The organism is Paenibacillus apiarius, assembly GCF_017052585.1.
Lineage (GTDB): Bacteria > Bacillota > Bacilli > Paenibacillales > Paenibacillaceae > Paenibacillus_B > Paenibacillus_B apiarius.
The window spans coordinates 3,605,785-3,623,601 of sequence record NZ_JAFFHZ010000001.1 but is presented as its reverse complement, the minus strand read 5'-3'; the positions used below and the strand labels follow the sequence as shown (position 1 = coordinate 3,623,601).

Below are 17,817 nucleotides of genomic sequence, written 5' to 3'. Positions count from 1 at the left end.
ATCGAAATAGCATGTGCATGTTCGCTATGGAACGCCAATCGCCTCTCCGGCAACATAAAAAGCCGGAGCGCATACGGCATACGGCAGAAGCCAGAAGCACACCTATTCGCAAACAACGCGCACAAAGCTTGGCGATGCAATTGCATTCATTTCGTCATATAAAATTTCAGGAGTATGTCTTGTTCGATAATTGCGGAAGTCGTTGCTGAGAACGATTGCAGAAGTGTTCAATAATGATGATTTCTAGGATATCCAACAAATCCGGGAGTTCTGTGAAGGGTGCAAGGGATGCTGGCATGATGCTCAAATGATATGACAGGTTCTTAGGCGGTTTAGCTTTATTATACGAAAACGAAATATTTTTTCAATTCCTATTTTAAAATATAATTTTTTATTTTACATTTATCCTCCCATTCGTTTATACTCATCTCGAAGGCTGGCTCTGTTAGTCAGGTTACCGGCTTCGGGCGTATTAGAAAGCATATTTATGATCCGATACACGAGCTTCAGCCATTCTCCCCTTCTTCGACATTCCAATGCACCCCACTTTACATCATGTCTATGCCTATCACTTTTCTGCAAAGCGTAACGTTTCAACTTTCTGTCCTGCATCATTTTCAACATGACCGTTTAAATTCAAAACCGGAGGTTTATTTGAAATGTTGGACATTAGTTCCTTGATTACGGAGCAAGTTAACGAAGCTACTCTGCATATCGATGCAATGTCGACCGAACAGATGATGCGGGTAATCAACGCGGAGGATCGCCAAGTGGCAGCGTCCGTGGAGCAAGCTATCCCGCAGATTGCCGACGCGGCCGATCGGATCGTGCACGGATTTCGGCGCGGCGGACGCCTGTTCTATTTTGGCGCGGGCACGAGCGGCAGGCTTGGTATTCTGGATGCGTCTGAATGTCCGCCGACCTATGGCACCGATCCGCAGCTGGTACGGGGCATCATTGCAGGCGGGCCGCAAGCGATTCAAGAATCGGTGGAAGGCGCGGAGGACAGCCTTATCCTCGGCCAAACCGATGTGATTATGCATGGGGTCCGTGCGGACGACGTCGTCGTCGGCATCGCCGCCAGCGGACGCACCCCTTACGTGCTCGGAGCCATGCAGCGTGCCCGCGAGCTCGGAGCGACCGTCATCGGGGTGTGCAACAATGAACATACGCCGATGCGCACCCATGCCCATGTCATGATCGAAGTGGTCGTCGGGCCTGAAGTGGTGATGGGATCGACCCGGATGAAGGCCGGCACGGCACAGAAGCTCGTGCTGAACATGCTGACGACCGCCTCCATGATCCGGATGGGTAAAGTATATGGCAATCTCATGGTGGACGTGCAGCCTTCCAACGAGAAGCTGATCGCCCGGGCGAAGCGAATCATCAAGCTCGCCACCAATGCCTCGGACGAACAAGCGGAAGCGGCGTTTGCCGCTGCGGAGGGCCACGTCAAGACGGCAATTATCATGATTGCCGCCAAGGTCGATGCCGATGAGGCCCGCGCACGGCTGAAGGAAGCGGACGGCTTCGTCAGCCGGGCCATCAGCGGCGGAATGCGCATGGAATAGCCATGTAAATGAACAAAAGGGACATCCCTTGCAGCAGCCTCATCTGCATCGGGATATCCCTCATTTTTTTGCCGGACAACCTGCCGGGAAGCATTATTTGACAAAGGGGAACAACAGCTTCTGATTTTCCGGCCAGAACATATTATGTAAATCAATCACCTTCGCTTCCGTCTCCACCCGTTCCGGTATATCTGAGCCCTGCAGCGCTTCCGCCGCATATTTTACGCCGAGATACCCCATCGTGAACGGATTCTGCACGACGGCGGCCCCAATGACCTCATCCTGCAGGTACCCCATAAGCTCAGGCGTGCTGTCGATGGTAACCACTCTTATCGCCCGGCCCGCATCCGCATCCTTAACGGCTCGAGCCACGCCGAGGGAGGAGATCGAATTGAGCGACACGATTCCTTGCAGATCCGGATGCTTCGCGAGCATGCGGATCGTCAACTCATATGCGAGCTCCGAATCCGAGTAGCAATACGCCGTCTCTGCTACCTCAATTCCGTCATAGCGGGAGAACAAGTCCATCAAGCCCTCCTCGCGCTGCTCCGCATTACGCGCGCCTTGGACAAAGCTCATCACGCCGACCTTGCCCTTGCCATTCATCAGCTTGACCAGTTCCTGTCCGGCTGTCCGCCCCATTTGATAGGAGTTCGTGCCGATATAGCTTTGTACCTTTGTGGAACCGACCTCGGAATCAATGGAGATTACGGGGATATGATAGTAGCTCGCTTGATCCACCACCTGCCCGAGCGCCATGTAATCGCTGGCTGCGAGAATGATCGCGTCCACGCCCAGCTTTAACGCTTGATCCGTATACTCCACCTGCTGCTGGACATCCTTCTCATGCTCGGGCGCGAGAAACGTAATTTTAACGTTGAATTCCTTGGCTGCCGCCTCTGCCCCCATGCGAACCGTATTCCAATAATCATCGTTCATCGTCTTGACGACAAGCGCGAAATTGCGTTGCTCCGGTTCAGATATTTCAATAATGCCGCTGCCGGAGCAAGCCGTAAGGAGTGAAAGAGACATGCTGATGAGCAGCAGTAAGATGGCGCGCTTCACCTTCGCCTTTAACCCGCGATCCGGTCTGGCATATGGACAATGAATAAGCATCTCCTCTTCTCCTTCCTCATGACTCGTTTTCGCGCTCCAGCGGCAGCCATATCGTCACCGTCGTCCCTTCATCCGGTTGGCTGTCAATCACCAGACCGTACGCCATGCCGTAATACAGCTGCAACCGCTCCTGAACGTTGCGCAGCCCGACGCCCGAGCCCTGCCGGCTCTCGGCTCGTCCCGCTTTGACAGCTTCAAGGCGCTGCGGCGGGATACCCGCTCCGTTGTCGTTAACTTCAAAACGCAGCTTCCCGTCATACTCCTGCGCCTTAATGCGAATGCAGCCTTCGCCGGCGCTGCCTTCAATGCCATGCTGAATGGCGTTTTCCACAATAGGCTGCAGCACGAGCTTTAGGGTGCGATTGTTCAGTATGCGCTCCTCCGCTTCTATTGCATATGTAAATTGATGCTTAAAGCGAATATTTTGAATAATCAAATAATGCTTCACATGCTCGAGCTCTTCCTGCACCGAAATAATATGCTGGCCCTTGCTCAAGCTGATGCGAAAAAATTTCGACAACGACGAAATCATCGTCACGACATCGTCCGTGCGGCCGCTTCCCGCCAAGCGAACGACAGAATTAAGCGTATTATATAAAAAGTGCGGATGAATCTGAGCCTGCAAAATGTCCAGCTCATTTTTGCGCTTCGTCTCCTGTTCCTCAATAATCTGGTCCATAAGCTGATGAATGCGGGCCACCATCAGGTTGAACCGGCTTGTCAGCCGCTTGACCTCTTCGGCGCCGCTCATTTCCATATGCACGGTGAAAACGCCCTTTTCCACCATTCTCATCGTTCGCTCCAATCGCTTAATCGGATGGGAAATGCGGGCGGACAGCGCGAAGGAGACGATAAGCACGAAGCCGAGCACGGCGGCAAGCAGCCAAAATAAAAAACCGCCGATTTCCTGCTGTGTCGTTACCAGCTCGTCCATATAGGATACGCCGACAACCTTCCAGCCGAGCGGAGTAACGGTCTTGACCGTAATAAGCCGTTCCACCCCGCCCGAGTGATCGATATAGCTGCCATACGTATATTTGAGCACCTGCTCCACATTTTCATACTTGAGCCCGTTATAGATTAACTGCTGCTGCGGATGATAGACCAAATTCCCCATCGAGTCGATCAAATAAACATATCCTTTGCCCCCTAGCGTAACCCGCTGGCACAGATCGTCAATCGTCTTGAAGTTGACGTCGATCAGCAGGATTCCCCGCTCCTCTGTGCCAGAGCTGCGATACGTCATTCCTTTGCTCAATGAGACGACCCATTTATACGCGCCTTCGAACAAATTCTGAATGTGGGGCGGCGAATAGGACAACTGGTCCGGCGCTTTCACGGCCGCCGTGAACCAGCTCTGTTCCGTCAGTCCGGTATTGCGGCGCCGCATCTGTGGCGGGATGCTCTGAATGAGCTGTCCATCGAGTGTAAAAATGGCCATGCTTACCACATCGTCACGCGTCATCCTTATCGTGTCGAGCTGTTCCTGCAGCTCCTTCATAGGCACTCCGCCGGTTTGATTCAGGCGATTATCAATGATTTCGAAAAAGGCCCCGATTCCGCTCACGTATGATTCCAAATTGAACTTCACCTGATCAATGATTTGCTGATTGTTCAGCACGGCGTTCTGTTCGGCTGTATTGGCGAATTTGCCATAGACGACAACGCTCACGAACAGCATTACAATGACGGTAATTAGTGTAAATGAAGCCGCGATGATAAACTGAATGCTCCGCACTTGTCTCCACTTCATGCCATCCTCCATCTTTCCTGCGCGAAGAATCCGGGATCAGCCTTCATCCGCTTGGCTGCGATATTGTTTGGGCGATATCCCCGCGTATTTTTTAAAGGAGTAGCTGAAATAATTCGGATCGCTATACCCTACTTGTTCCGCAATTTCGAACGTCTTCCAATCGGTCGACCGCAAATACTGTTTCGCCTTCTCCATGCGCAGCTGCAACAAATAGTTGACGAACGTCATCTTCGTCTCCTTTTTGAAAATACTGCTGAAATACCCGGCGCTAATATGAAGATGCCCGCACATCATCGTGATGGACAGCTCGCTGTTCTGATAGTTGGCTTCGACAAACGCCGCCGCTGCCTGCACAAGCTTCTTGTACGAGGTCTGCCGATCCGCGGCAATATGACGCATGAGCCGGGCGCACAGCCGGAGCATCCACTGCTTGGCCTCTTCCATGTGGCGGAATTCCCGAATGCGTCCGAACGAGGCCAGCTCGTCGCCGACGGCGGCATCCGCCGCTTGACCCGCATCCCGCGCAACCTTCATCAGAGCGATTAACATCTCCATCACATAAATCTGAAAATCCTTGACAGAAATATGAGCCTCCGTCAGCCCTTGAAAAAGAGAATCGAGCATCTCCCTCAATTCCTCCGCCGTCCCCACCTTCAAGCAGCGGGTGAGCGCCTCTTCCTTCCAATGATCGAAGCATAGCTTCTCCTTCATGCGCATCTCCACATCATCAATGCAGATGATTCGGTTACTCCCGAGAATGACGCGGTAATCAAGCGCTGCGATTGCATCTTTGTACGCGTACGGCGCTTCTTCCAACGAATGAATGACGGTGCCGGCTCCCGCTGTTACCGTAAATCGCAAATATCGTTCCACACTTTGCCGAACTTCCTCCAGAGCAAGTAGCGTCCGCCTGCGGATTGGTTCCGTATCCGGCGATCCATCGCAGCTTATGAGCACGACTTCTTCGTTATGAATGATCACTAACCCAAGCTGGCGCTTATAAGCGATTTCTTCGGCGATGTTATATACCGCGAACAGCTGCAACCGGGAATCCCCCGTATCCTTAAGCGACAGCGACTGCTGCGGCACCTCAGCGTCCCTCTGCAGAGACTGCCGTATAGCCGGCTCTTCCTCCTTGAGGTTCGATCGGAATGTGCACGGGGTGTCAAGACTGATGACCGACAGCATGAACTGACTGCCGAAGAGCGGCAAATCATAAAGCTTGGATTTCTCCTCAATCTCCTTGCGGCTCACTTTGCGCGCGAAAAGCGATGCGAGGAACACTTCCTTCAAGACAGGCAGACTGCTGCGATAGTGCTCCTGCAGAAGGTGTACGTTTTCCCGCTGAGCCTGCTCCTCGTCCATGCTCCCCTTGACCTTGACCAGCACATTAACCAGCTCTTGGGAAGAAAACGGCTTCAGCACATATTCGTCGATATGCAGCTTGACCGCCTTTTGCGCATATTCGAACTCGTCATAGCCCGTCAAAATGATGATTTTAATTGTAGGGAACTGCTCACGTATCCCTTCCGACAACTGCAGGCCGTTCAGAAACGGCATTTGGATGTCGGTTACCACGACGTCCGGCTGCAGCTTATCCACCGCTTCGAGCGCTTCCCGTCCGTTCTCGGCGGTGCCTATTATCTCGTAGCCGCAGCCGTTCCAATCGATTTCACGCAGCAGCCCTTCGCGCACATCTTCCTCGTCATCCACAAGCAGCAGCTTATACATCTCGCAGCCCTCCCCATAAACATCGATCCCTGACCACAAGCAAGCGTTTTCATTTCATTGCGTTGTAGTGCAGCATTGAAGTTTTCAGCCTCATTTTAAAATAACTTCCAACACCTGTCCACCTGAATCTGTCCGTCAGCAATGCGAAAAAACTCTTTCGAGGCCTTGCGAAGCTGAGCATCCAAGAGGCGGAAGTACCGCTATTCTGACTAAAGGGGAGAATGAAGCAAAGGATGGATCAGCCATGCTTTGCTCCGGGAACATCTTCTTCAAAAGTCAAAAAGGCTGCCGATCCCGCATCGGAACCGCAGCCATGTACTTGTTCTCTTTCCTTTTCCCCGCTCTAGCGCATTGAAGGATCAGTATTCCTCGCCGGCTCTCCAAGCTTGACCGTCCGGCCGTTCGTTACAGATCAAGCGCCTGAAAAGAACGGCTCATGTCCCCGATCAGCAGGTTCGGATCCTCCAATCCGACATACAAGCGGACCAGCACGAACGGTTCGTTCTCTTCCGCTGTTTGCGGACGCACAACCTGCACCAAGCTCTCATAACCGCCCCAGCTGACGCCAATGCGGAAAAACTCCAGCCGGTCCGCCCACGCCTGCAATTGCTCGACCGGGAGCTCCGCCTCGAAAGAAAACAAGCTGCCGCACCCGCTCATCTGCCGCTGCGCGAGCTCGTACTGCGGGTAGCTTGGCAGTCCTGGATGATTGACACGCTTTACGAATGGAAGCTGCTCCAAATACGCAGCGACCTGAAGTCCATTCTGCCCGAGCCGCTCCATGCGCAATGGCAGCGTGCGCAACCCGCGCATGGCCAAGCAGGCGGTCTGCGGCGTCATGATGCCGCCGAACAGCAGAAATTCCTCTTGCCCAATCCGTTCAAGCCGCTCCTTGGAGCCGATGATGACGCCCCCCATAATATCACTGTGCCCGCCTACATACTTGGTCAAGGAATGCACGACCAAGTCGATACCGAGCGCCAGCGGATTCTGATGGATCGGCGTTGCCCAGGTATTGTCGATAATCGTAGTCGCGCCAATCCGCTGCGCGAGTTCCCCGCAAGCGCGCAGGTCCTGCAGACGAATCGTCATGCTCGTCGGACTTTCCAGAAACAGAAGCGTCGTGTTCGGACGCACAGCCGCTTCGATGCTCGCCATGCACTCCCCGTTCACGAACGTCGTTTCAATCCCGAAGCGCAGCAAATAGCTGCTTAGAAATTGCCGTGTCGGTCCGTACACGCTCTCCACGCAAATGACGTGGTCGCCCGCTTTGACCGCCGACATGATGGATGCGGAGATCGCCGCCATTCCCGAAGCGAAGCAGCGTGCCGCTTCCCCGCCTTCAAGCAGCGCGAGCCGCCGTTCCAGCTCATTGACGCTCGGATTGTTCCCTCGCGAGTATAGATGGTAATGAAGCGGAGAATCAAGCGCCTCATAAAATTCTTCATGACACGGAAATGTGAATAAGCTGTTCTGATACAGCGGCATCGTCACCGCGCCGTAATGACGTTCATCATGGCAATCGTGCACGACGATCGTCTGTTTGTCCCACGTCTTGCAGGGCGAGGAAGGCTGTTTCTCTATTGACATTGTCCATTCGATCCTTTCGCTGTCGTTCGTTCCGGCTGCATGCGGCCCGTCGTTACTTCCTTCAACAGGTGGAACGAGCCGGAAGAACCCGATCCATAGAATTTAGAATTGCAGAATTTGGGATTGTGTATACCGAGTCCATCATAACAAAGGGTAGCGCGTTTATTCAAACCCTCCGCCATTGTCAAGATAGACGCCGTTTCTTCCCGTTTCTGCGGTAGAAGCGATACCCTTTGCGGCACCACTCCAATAATCTGGCGGGCACGGGCAGATTCCACCTCAACAACACCGGCTTATACAGCCAATGATAGGCGCGTTTAAAATCCTCCCATATCCCGTCGCTGCCCCGCAGCAGAAAGTCGGACACATCCACGACATATCCTTTGCCGTTATCATTCATGACGTTCTTCCCATGGATATCGCGCGGAGACATGCCTTTCTTGATCGCGTAAGCGAGAGCCTCATCCACATCGCGGATGACGGAGGGCGGTATCGGGATTCCTTCCAGCAAGCAATCGTATAATGTATAGCCTGGCATCCGCTTCATGATTAGGTAAGCTGCGCCCACATAGTAGCATTCCGAAAAAGAAGGGTGGCGGCCCAAGCGCCGATACACTTCCGCCTCATCCTCCAAACCCGGGCGACCGTCTGCGTATACCTTCACAACCATATTGGGAAAATCAGCATGCGCAAACACAACGGCATAATTCCCGTTCCCCATTACTGCCCAGCCGTCTGGCACAGCTTTCACCTCGACGGGATCGTTCCCGTTATGGCTGCGGATATCAAGCTCCGGAAGGAGCGTAAGCTCAACTTGTGCGATGAGCGCCTCAACCCTACTGGATTTCAAACGAATTTCCCCTTACTTGTCACAAAGCCTCTTTACTTAATATACCACAACCGCCATGCCGTGAAATATTAGCTGTTCGTTGATACTTTCTCTATATCCCGCTCCCTGCTGGCGTACTCCTCTACTCCTTGCAAGGGTTGTAAATCTTCTGGCTTAACCTTGCCGTCTCCCGCAGCAAAAAGGAGAGCAGCAGCAGCATGTAAGCGTGGCCTCCCGTCCGCACACAGGCAAGCCCTCTGCAGATCCGTCTGCAAAGGGCTTGGCACTTGTATCGCTATTCAGTTATATCGTTATCGGTCAAGCTTCGCGGTAGATGCTGCCAGTCCCGGCATATTCATATCGTTTGGACAGGCCGTCATCGTCCAATTCGCGTACAATCTCGTTCTTGACGAAATATTTCAAGCTGCAATAGACGGTAGAAAGGGAGATGCGTGTCATATCCGACTTCAGATCAATATAAATTTCCATTGCGGTCTTTGGGGACACGGCTTGATTGATGCAAGACAAAACCGCTTCTCTCTGCTGTGTCATATGCACTGGCCTACTTTCACGCTTCTTTTTCATAAACGTTATCATGTGCCGACTATTCAAGGGCCCCATTCCTTTCCTGTGGAAATGTTATTCACGAAATCAAAAATGCCATCGTAATCATGCGCCGCATGGCCGTTCCTTCCCGAAGCACACTCTTTTATGATAATAAGAATCATTCATGTGGTATCAATTTAACATAGTAATTGTATTTAATCAATAATAATTCTAATTTAACATTTAGTTTCGTCAAATCCGCCAAAAAAAATCCTCCCCGAACGCGATTGACGCAGATGCATCATCTCGTTCGAAGGAGGATTTAGAAGCTTGTATTGAAATCAATCGCTCACATGCCGGGCGGCGGACTGGTCGACAGCATGCCGGCCGCAATGAATACCGCGATTCCGATCGCGATTTCGACCTGCACTCCAATCAGGAATTGACGCAGCAGGCGAGCATCACCATTATGCTTTGCGAACCGGGGCAGCCAGTAATAGCGGTGAAACGCCGCAATGATGAGGATGAAGAGAAAGAGTCCGCTCTTGACGAGCAAAATTTGCCCATACGATGATGCAATGAAAGCGGACCATGTCCCTAACCGCATCGCGGCGAGCAGGATTCCTGTCGCTGTCGTAAGGATGGTAAGCGGCAAGGCTGCCCGTGAAAATCGTCCCCATTGCCCGTTGATCTCATGAACATGTTCCGCGCCAAGCTTGCTTCGCCGCCAGCCTGCCGTTAGCATACCCATGCCCAGCAGTCCCCCGAACCAGACGGATGCCGTAATGATATGAAGCGTATGAGAGATAACCGTCACGAAGGACAATAGCCCAGAATCGGAGGCTATCGCATGTCCCGTGAGCGGAAAGGTTAGGGCGATTCCAAGCAGGATGAGCCACTGCGCTGGTTTACAGAGCGCAGCTGCGCGGTTTTTGAACAGCAGCGTAAGGACGAGCAATGATGCAAGCATTACGCGCGCGCCATCCGCCAAGCCTACTCGGGTTGATACGGCAAGAGTTAGAGCGGTTGACGCAGCTGATGTATCCGCCCTGCCGCCGCTCAGCTGCTGCGCAATAAGCAGCATATGCGCCGCATAAGCAACCGCGAATATGAGAACCGCGCCAAGCGTTATGCTTCCGCACAGGCGCTTCAGCGCGCGATGGAATGTTGGAAAGCGAGCGTTCACTCCGTCCGCCAACATCATGCGATAATACAATATGGCGAATAACAATACGGTCACAACGATATTGACGATGCGGATCAACGCGTTCCAACCATCAAGCTTGCCATCCCCATGATTATGGTTCGTATGATTGGCTGCGGCCGCATGTGCTGACGCGGCTTCTTCAGCTTCATGGCCATGATGGCGGCTATGATCAGCTTCCCCTTCTTCGGAAGCTGCTTCGCTGCCTGCATCCGCCGGCACCTTCTCTGCTTGAACCGGGGATGCTGAATCAATGGCGCCTTGCCCTTCCTCTCCATCCCCCGCCCGGGACGATGCGTCCGGTGCGGCTGGTGCGGCTGGTACGGCCTCTTTCTCCTTCCCGGACTGTTCCGCCGCGCTATCCGTATCATTCGTATCGTCCCGTTTCTCTTGACGCTGCGCATCGTTCGGCTTCCGCTCCGCTGTGGATTGCGGTTCAGTCGATGGATTTGGAGGCTCCTTCCGCCCGGCAACGTCTGCAGCCGTGTTGTCCCCTGATGTTGCGCCGCCAGACTTGGATGGTTCCGGCTGCGAAGCAGGCTGCCCCTTTCCGGAATCCTTGTTCGCCGGCTTATTGGCGGATCCGCCGGCGTTCTTTGCTCCGTTCGTCTCAGGCTTGACTGGGGCCGGCGTCTTATCCTCTGTCGCGGACGCCGGCTCATCGTCATCCAACGATTTCGTAGCTGCAGGTCCTGCTTGGTTCAGCTTCACGCCGACGGCAAATTCGAACGAGCCCTCCGTCACATGGGTGTCTACCGAGAGCACTTGCCACTTTACTTTATAAACCCCGTTCGGCAAGGACGAAATTGATTTCACCAGCGTCTTGTCTCCGTCGCTCTTGACCTCGCCGGCGATCTCTGCGCCATCCGCGTTCCATAGGGTCATCGAGCTCAGCTTCGCATCGATGCCTTCCGTGTACGTAATCCGGATTTCCGTCGGCGCATCAGCCAATTCCGAATTCGAGAGCGGCGAGGATGATGCCATGTTGGCATGAGCGGAAACAGGCTGCGGCAAGAGTATAAACGGAACAAGAAAAACCATAAATATTAGCGCAAGCTTTGCCGCTCTGTTCAGCGTTGTCATTGTGTCATTCTTCCTCCTTTCACACCAAGGTTGATTTACTCTTGGAATGCAAAAGCCGTTGGAGCTCCAACGGCCTCTGCGGATTGAATTCTCATTGTCTTACTTCGTATAGAGAAGGACGGCTGCCCGATTCGCTCCGACTGCAGGCAAAAATTCCAGCACCGCCCCTGTCTTCTCTGCCGCATCGCGCAAGGAGACGAAACCTGTCCCTGTCACATCGCCGAGCGTTGATTTGACCCATGCGGCATCTGCCTTCAAGGTTCCATCAACGAATCTGAACGATTGATCAGCCGCTGCTTTTCCGTTCACGAATACTTGCGGCTGTGCCGCAGCCGGTTGGCCAAGAAGCTGGTTCGAGCCGTTCTGTACAATGAAAGTCATCGTCGCTTCATAGCTTACCGAATCGTATTGGCCTTCGACCTGTTCGTTCATAGTCGGCTTGGCGCGCAGCAAATAATAGTCGGCAGGACCTGTCTTGAATGAGATGGTGCCTTTAGCGTCCGTCTTCAGCGTCTTCGCTTCCGAATTGCTGCGGCGAATGAGAGATACCTCCGTGTCGGCCAGCGGCTTGCCTTTCAGCATCAGCTGTGCCGATATTTCTTGATTCGGTCTGACCGCCGCCGGACTGAAGAGCGGAACCAGCTCCGCCCGATCTGGGCTCACTAGCCGTTCGAAGCCCTTCAGAAGCGAGGCCCGTTTCAACACGGGAATATCCATCACCGCGACGAACGATTTGGCGCTGCGAAGCGTGCGGCTTGCCTTTCCGTCATGCTTGAAGATGCTGTCGCCTTCGACCGATACGATATAGGCTCCCGGCTTCGACGCCGAGAAAGAAGAGACGAAGTAATTGTTGACCGCTGGCTCTTCCTCGGTTGCCGCTTCACCCGTGTAAAATCTCGTGTCTGTAATATCCGTCTTCTTCCCTGACGGATTCAGGACGTACACTTTAGACGAGTCAGTGCTCCACTGTCCGGCGATGCGGTAGCTGCGATGCTCGTTAGAGTGATTGCCCAGCATCATTTCAACATAGGAGACTTCACCTTCGCCAATAATCGGACTGTTCGTCTGTGACCAACCGTCATGCGCAAACGCCGGAATGGCGATGGACAATGACAATAAGGTGCTTATCGCAATGCTCGCTAACTTTTTCATATAACCCGCCCCTTTTCAACACAAATGTGATTAATGTCATAGAAAATTGTAAAGCAATGCGGTTATATGCACATGACTCAACCTAGCTATAAAATGTCACAAATAAATGAACAATCTGATTAGACCGTTCATTACTACTGGGGGCGAGAAGCATATATTTCAAAGCTTCGGCATCTTTTGTTGGGAATTTGTAACACATTTCAATTGAAGAGCAATGATTCTTAAACTAACCTGAACATGAGACCGAAGCTGTTCATGAGGAGGGATAAGATGAAGCTTGAGAATGAGAAAGGATCGGAGACGCAGCAAGAGCGCAATGAATCCGACAAAAGCAAAATGAGCCGCAGAGAGTTGTTGAAGCTAAGCGCCGCTGCGGGGACAGGAATGTTTGTCGGCATGGGCGGCATGGGCGCCTTTATGTCCTTTAGCGGTATCCTTAAGGGTTCAGGACCAAGCCAAGAGCCTGGCATGGCAACGAAGGAGCATCAAACAGGCCAAACCGGCGCTGTCGGCTCCATTCCCTTCCACGGGACGAAGCAAGCGGGCATTGCAACACCTCCGCAAAAATATATATGCTTTGCCGCCTTCGACATCACGCAAGCGGACAGAATGAAATTAGAGCAATTATGCAAAACGTGGACCGATTATAGCGCACACATGACGGCCGGCCAACCGGTTGGAGAAGCTGGCCAAAATGGACTTGCGCCGCCGTCTGACTCCGGGGAAGCGCAAGAGTTGTCCCCCGCAAAGCTTACGATCACGTATGGCTTCGGCCCCACTTTATTTCGCAAAGACGGTGTTGACCGCTTCGGATTGGCCGCAAAACAACCGGATGAGCTCGTTGACATTCCGGCTATGCCTGGCGACGCATTGAACGGACAGCAATCGGGCGGCGATATTTGTATCCAAGCTTGCTCAGATGATCCGGTCGTCAGCTTCCATGCGATACGCAGCTTGGCCAGAGTTGCCCAAGGAACTGCGAAGATTCGTTGGGTGCAGGAAGGTTACTTGAGTGCTCCTGAGGGACAAACACCTCGGAACCTGTTTGGATTTAAAGACGGTACGGCAAACCACGAGCTTGAAAATGATCAAGCCATGGATCGCTATGTATGGGCTTCACCGTCAAATAATCCGCCGTGGATGGCTGGGGGCACCTATTTAGCCGTCCGGAAAATTCGCATGTTTATCGATGCCTGGGATCATACAGCATTGCAAAAGCAAGAAGCAACGTTCGGCCGTCTCAAAGAAAGTGGCGCCCCGTTCGGCAAACTAAACGAAGCGGATGCCGTGTCCATGCGCCATATGCCGACAGATTCGCACGTGTGGCTTGCCCGCGGCACAGGAACGAAAATGTGGCGGCGATCTTACTCTTACTCCAGCGGCCTGGATGCAAATACTGGCGAATTGGACGCCGGTCTTCTTTTTATCAGTTTTCAGCAGAGCATCAAAAACCAGTTCATCCCCATGCTCTCCATTCTCGCGCAGCATGATGCCTTGAATAAATATACGTCCCATCTCTCCAGCGCCGTGTTTGCCTGTCCGCCTGGCGCACAGGCAGGAAGCTTTATCGGGGAGGCGCTGTTTCATTAATCCCCGCAAGCAGGCAGGGTTTATGACGCAACAACCTCCGGCAGTAACATGGTGTCTGGCGGAGGTTGTTATTCTGCTTATCTTACGGTCACATATGCTGCGCATGGAGCTTCATCGGACGCGAATGATGAACCAACTCCGCGTAGAATCCGTCCTGGGCAATCAGCGTCTCATGCGTGCCTTGTTCGGCGACGCGTCCATGACGCATGACGATAATGCGATCCGCATGTTGAATCGTGGACAGTCTGTGCGCAATGACAAGAGTCGTTCTTCCTTCCGACACGACGCTCAGCGCTTGCTGAATCAACCGCTCGGTATGGGAATCGAGATGCGCAGTCGCCTCATCCAGAATAAGGATGCGAGGCTGGAACACGAGAATGCGGGCAAAGGAAATCAGCTGCCGCTCCCCGGCGGATAACCCGCTGCCGCGCTCAGACAGCCGCGTATCATACCCATGCTTCAAGCGTTTAATCATGCCATGCGCCCCAACCGACTTGCAGGCCCATATCACTTCTTCCCGTGAGACGTCATCTTGGAACAGCCGCACATTGTCCAGTATCGTGCCCGAGTACAGATACGGATCCTGCTGGACAAGCCCGACGATGCGATGCAATGTCTCTTGAGGCACACTCCGGATGTCAACGCCGTCGATCTCCACACTGCCCCGCTTCACATCATAGAAGCGCGCCAGCAGGTTGACGAGCGAGCTCTTGCCTGCCCCCGTCGTGCCCACGATGCCGACGAATTCCCCCGGCGAGATGTGCAAATCCAAATCATGCAGCACATCCCGATCATCAACGTAGGCGAAGCGGATGCGGTTGAAATCGACCTGTCCCTGCACATCGGACGCATCGATTTCCTGTGCCTGCTCCGGCTCCGGATCGCGAACCTCCGGCTGTACGCGGAAGATGCGCCACAAGCGGTCCATGGATACGATCGTTGATTGGAGCGTATTCCATTGCTGTGTAATTTGGTTAATCGGCTGGAAAAATTGCCGGATATAGTTAATGAAGGCATACAGCACGCCGAATTCTAACGCGGTATCCAGCACGGCGAAGCCGCCGATCCAGACGATGAAGGCGACTGATACGTTGCCGAGAATATCGAATGAGCGGTTGAACATGATGCTCGTGCGCACCTCACGCAGATTTTCGCGCAAATATTTCTGGTTCTGCTCCGTAAATCGCTCGGTCTGCTCCTTTTCCTGATGGAACGCTTGGATAAGGCTCATGCCAGATAAGTTTTCCGCCAGAAACGCAATCAACCGGGAAAGCTCGGCCCGCGTCCGCTGATAAGCGGATCGCAGCCTCGAGCGGAAAGCAATCGCGATGGCGAATATAATCGGGAACAGGATAAGACAGAATAAAGCCAGCTTCGCATCAAGCGAGAACATGAATGCCACGATCAATATAAGCGACAGTCCGTCCCGCACGATGCTCAACAGCACTTGCGTGAAAAATTGGTTAATCGTCTCCGTATCGCTCGATACATTCGTAACGAGGCTGCCTATCGGATTGCGGTCGAAGAATGACATCGACTGCTTCGAAATGTGCCGGAACAAATCCTTCCGCAGCTGCCCGACGATGCTCTGACCGACCCTCTGCAGCAGATTCGCCTGCACGTACGAAAATATCATGCTTATCGCCGCGAGCAGCAAATAACACCCGCCGAGCAGCAAGAGTGTCCTGACGCCGTGCTGACCCGTCAACACATTATCATCGATGGCGATCTTCACCAGATAAGGCTGCAGCAAATCCGCGCCGATGGCGAAAAATGTGCATACAAACACGGTAAGAAACGTAAAGCGGTGCGGCTTCGCATAGGAGAGCATCGCCTTGAACGACTGCTTGCGATCCTCGGGAGACACGTCATAGGCGCTCCGCGCTTCATTGCCTTTCGGTTCATGCATCGAGCATCCCCTCCTCTTGAATGGCATAGAGCGAGGAATAATAACCGCCCTGCTTGAGCAGCTCTGCATGCGTTCCGCGTTCCTTGACGGCGCCGTCTTCCAGCACGATGATCTCATCAGCATATCGGACGGCACTGATGCGATGGGCAATAATAATATTGGTCTTGCATTGGCGCGCTTCGCGCAAGTTGCGCAGTATATTCGTCTCCGTGACGACATCGACTGCGCTGACGCTGTCGTCCAGAATGAGAATCGGCGCATTCTTGATGAGTCCACGGGCCAGGCTGGTCCGCTGGCGCTGCCCGCCCGACAAGGTCAATCCCCGTTCACCGAGCTTTGTGCCGAACTGATCCGGAAGGTCCGCAATATTGTCATACACATCTGCCAGCCTGGACGCTTCCTCAACGGGCTCATCATCTACACCGCGGTCGTAAAACGCAATGTTGTCCCGTATTGTCGTGCTGAACAAGAAGCCGTCCTGCGGCACATACGCCACCTGCGTGCGCAAGCTTTCCAACGTCAGTCCGCAGATGTCCTGCCCGCCAATGAAGATCGTTCCCTGCGGCGGATCGTATACTCTCAGCAGCAGCTTGACTAAAGTCGTCTTGCCGCTCCCTGTCTTGCCGACAATGCCTAGAGTCTTGCCTGCCGGCACCTGGATATTCAAGTTTTTGAGCGATGTGGTATCGGTATCTGGATAAGCGAAAGACAACTGCCGGATGTCAATCCCCGTCTTGTCTGGATTGATCGGAACGGCATGTTCCGCCTCGCGGATGTCCGGTTCTTCCCCAAGCAGCCGGTTCAACCGATCAAGCGACGCCCGCGAACGCAACATGACGTTGATGACGTTGCCGATCTGCTGGAGCGGTGTAATAATCATCCGCAAATAAAGCGTCAATGTAACGAAATTACCGAGAGAAAGCTGACCGTGAATGGACAAAATGCCTCCGTACGTTATCGCGATAACTAATGAAAGCGATCCGGCGAAAGGAATCAGCGCTTGAAACAGCGATGTCATGCGGACGAGACTCAGTTGATTGTCGCGGATGCGGTCCACCGTTTCCCCGAACCGTTCCCGGGCGATATGCTCGACTGCGAACGTCTTCGTCACCTTAATGCCGCCGAACTGCTCCTCTGCCGATTCGGTCATCGATGCCAAGGAATCCTGCACCGCCCGCGAACGCAACCGAATCCGGGGACCGAAGTAGACGACAAACAGCGGGATGAAGAGCAAAGGCAGCACACAGACGAACACCAGATAAAGCGGGATGTTGCTCATGCTCATCATGACGATAACAGAAATTAATAGAATCGTCGCATTCGTCATCTGGTTGAGGCCATTGGCAATCGTTTCTCTTACAGAGGTTACGTCATTCATGAAGTAACTAAGGAGCTTGCCAACCCCGTTGTTGGAAAAGTAATGCTCGCTAAGACGCGTAAACTGCTGAAACAACCGTTGCCGGGTATTGAATTCGAACCAGCGGCCAAGCCGGTGATTCAAATATTGACCCATGCCGAACAGTGTTCCATAACCGACTCCGATAGCGAGCAGCCACAAGCTGTAGCGGACGATGGACGGCTTCGTCAATCCGTTCTGCTGCAGCTCATCCGTAAATTGTCCGAGCAAACTTGGAAAATAAGCATAAATGACGTTGGCTGCCGCCATAAACAATACCGCTGTCACATAAAGAGGCAAATGAGACCGAACATGGCCGAATAACAACGTCTTTTCTTTCATGAATT

General features: G+C 53.1%; 12 protein-coding genes. 2 read left to right on the top strand and 10 right to left on the bottom strand.

The genetic code is table 11. The annotated features are described in order from the left end of the window. The first annotated feature begins 659 nt into the window (after window positions 1–659). Entirely contained in the window at window positions 660–1,571 is a 912-nt protein-coding gene (murQ, locus tag JSQ80_RS16120) for an N-acetylmuramic acid 6-phosphate etherase (RefSeq protein ID WP_087435031.1), read from the top strand. Between the two features lie 93 nt (window positions 1,572–1,664). On the opposite strand, the gene JSQ80_RS16115 is transcribed toward murQ, so the two are convergent. From JSQ80_RS16115 to JSQ80_RS16080, 8 genes are all read right to left on the bottom strand, one after another. Further along, the gene (locus JSQ80_RS16115) at window positions 1,665–2,687 is read right to left on the bottom strand and encodes a substrate-binding domain-containing protein (protein WP_206096014.1); all 1,023 of its coding nucleotides are present in this window, start codon (window positions 2,685–2,687) and stop codon (window positions 1,665–1,667) included. Window positions 2,688–2,703: 16 nt separating this feature from the next. Then, window positions 2,704–4,440 carry a cache domain-containing sensor histidine kinase gene (locus JSQ80_RS16110; RefSeq protein ID WP_206096013.1) on the bottom strand — a complete coding sequence of 579 codons (1,737 nt, stop codon included), beginning with the start codon at window positions 4,438–4,440 and terminating at the stop codon, window positions 2,704–2,706. Between the two features lie 36 nt (window positions 4,441–4,476). Then, window positions 4,477–6,171: a response regulator transcription factor gene (locus JSQ80_RS16105; protein WP_206096012.1), complete on the bottom strand. Its 1,695-nt coding sequence runs from the start codon at window positions 6,169–6,171 to the stop codon at window positions 4,477–4,479. Window positions 6,172–6,576: 405 nt separating this feature from the next. Next, window positions 6,577–7,761 carry a trans-sulfuration enzyme family protein gene (locus JSQ80_RS16100; RefSeq protein ID WP_087435035.1) on the bottom strand — a complete coding sequence of 395 codons (1,185 nt, stop codon included), beginning with the start codon at window positions 7,759–7,761 and terminating at the stop codon, window positions 6,577–6,579. A 184-nt stretch (window positions 7,762–7,945) separates the two neighbouring features. Next, window positions 7,946–8,611 carry a serine/threonine protein kinase gene (locus tag JSQ80_RS16095; protein ID WP_087435036.1) on the bottom strand — a complete coding sequence of 222 codons (666 nt, stop codon included), beginning with the start codon at window positions 8,609–8,611 and terminating at the stop codon, window positions 7,946–7,948. A 297-nt stretch (window positions 8,612–8,908) separates the two neighbouring features. Beyond that, on the bottom strand, window positions 8,909–9,142 hold the full coding sequence (locus JSQ80_RS16090; RefSeq protein WP_240463689.1) for a transcriptional repressor: 234 nt from the start codon (window positions 9,140–9,142) through the stop codon (window positions 8,909–8,911). 343 nt (window positions 9,143–9,485) lie between these two features. After that, on the bottom strand, window positions 9,486–11,423 hold the full coding sequence (locus JSQ80_RS16085) for a copper resistance protein CopC (RefSeq protein WP_206096011.1): 1,938 nt from the start codon (window positions 11,421–11,423) through the stop codon (window positions 9,486–9,488). A 99-nt stretch (window positions 11,424–11,522) separates the two neighbouring features. Next, window positions 11,523–12,575 (bottom strand): DUF4198 domain-containing protein, encoded by a 1,053-nt coding sequence (locus JSQ80_RS16080; RefSeq protein ID WP_206096010.1) that lies wholly within the window; start codon window positions 12,573–12,575, stop codon window positions 11,523–11,525. A 270-nt stretch (window positions 12,576–12,845) separates the two neighbouring features. On the opposite strand from JSQ80_RS16080, the gene efeB reads away from it, so the two are divergent. Beyond that, entirely contained in the window at window positions 12,846–14,165 is a 1,320-nt protein-coding gene (gene efeB / locus JSQ80_RS16075; RefSeq protein WP_206096009.1) for an iron uptake transporter deferrochelatase/peroxidase subunit, read from the top strand. 88 nt (window positions 14,166–14,253) lie between these two features. Here efeB and JSQ80_RS16070 read toward each other — a convergent pair whose 3' ends face one another. Together JSQ80_RS16070 and JSQ80_RS16065 are read right to left on the bottom strand one after the other, a co-directional pair. Further along, on the bottom strand, window positions 14,254–16,074 hold the full coding sequence (locus tag JSQ80_RS16070) for an ABC transporter ATP-binding protein (protein ID WP_206096008.1): 1,821 nt from the start codon (window positions 16,072–16,074) through the stop codon (window positions 14,254–14,256). Then, complete coding sequence (locus JSQ80_RS16065) at window positions 16,067–17,812, bottom strand: ABC transporter ATP-binding protein (RefSeq protein ID WP_206096007.1); 1,746 nt, start codon at window positions 17,810–17,812, stop codon at window positions 16,067–16,069. The genes JSQ80_RS16070 and JSQ80_RS16065 overlap by 8 nt, the downstream gene beginning before the upstream one ends. Window positions 17,813–17,817: the final 5 nt, after the last annotated feature.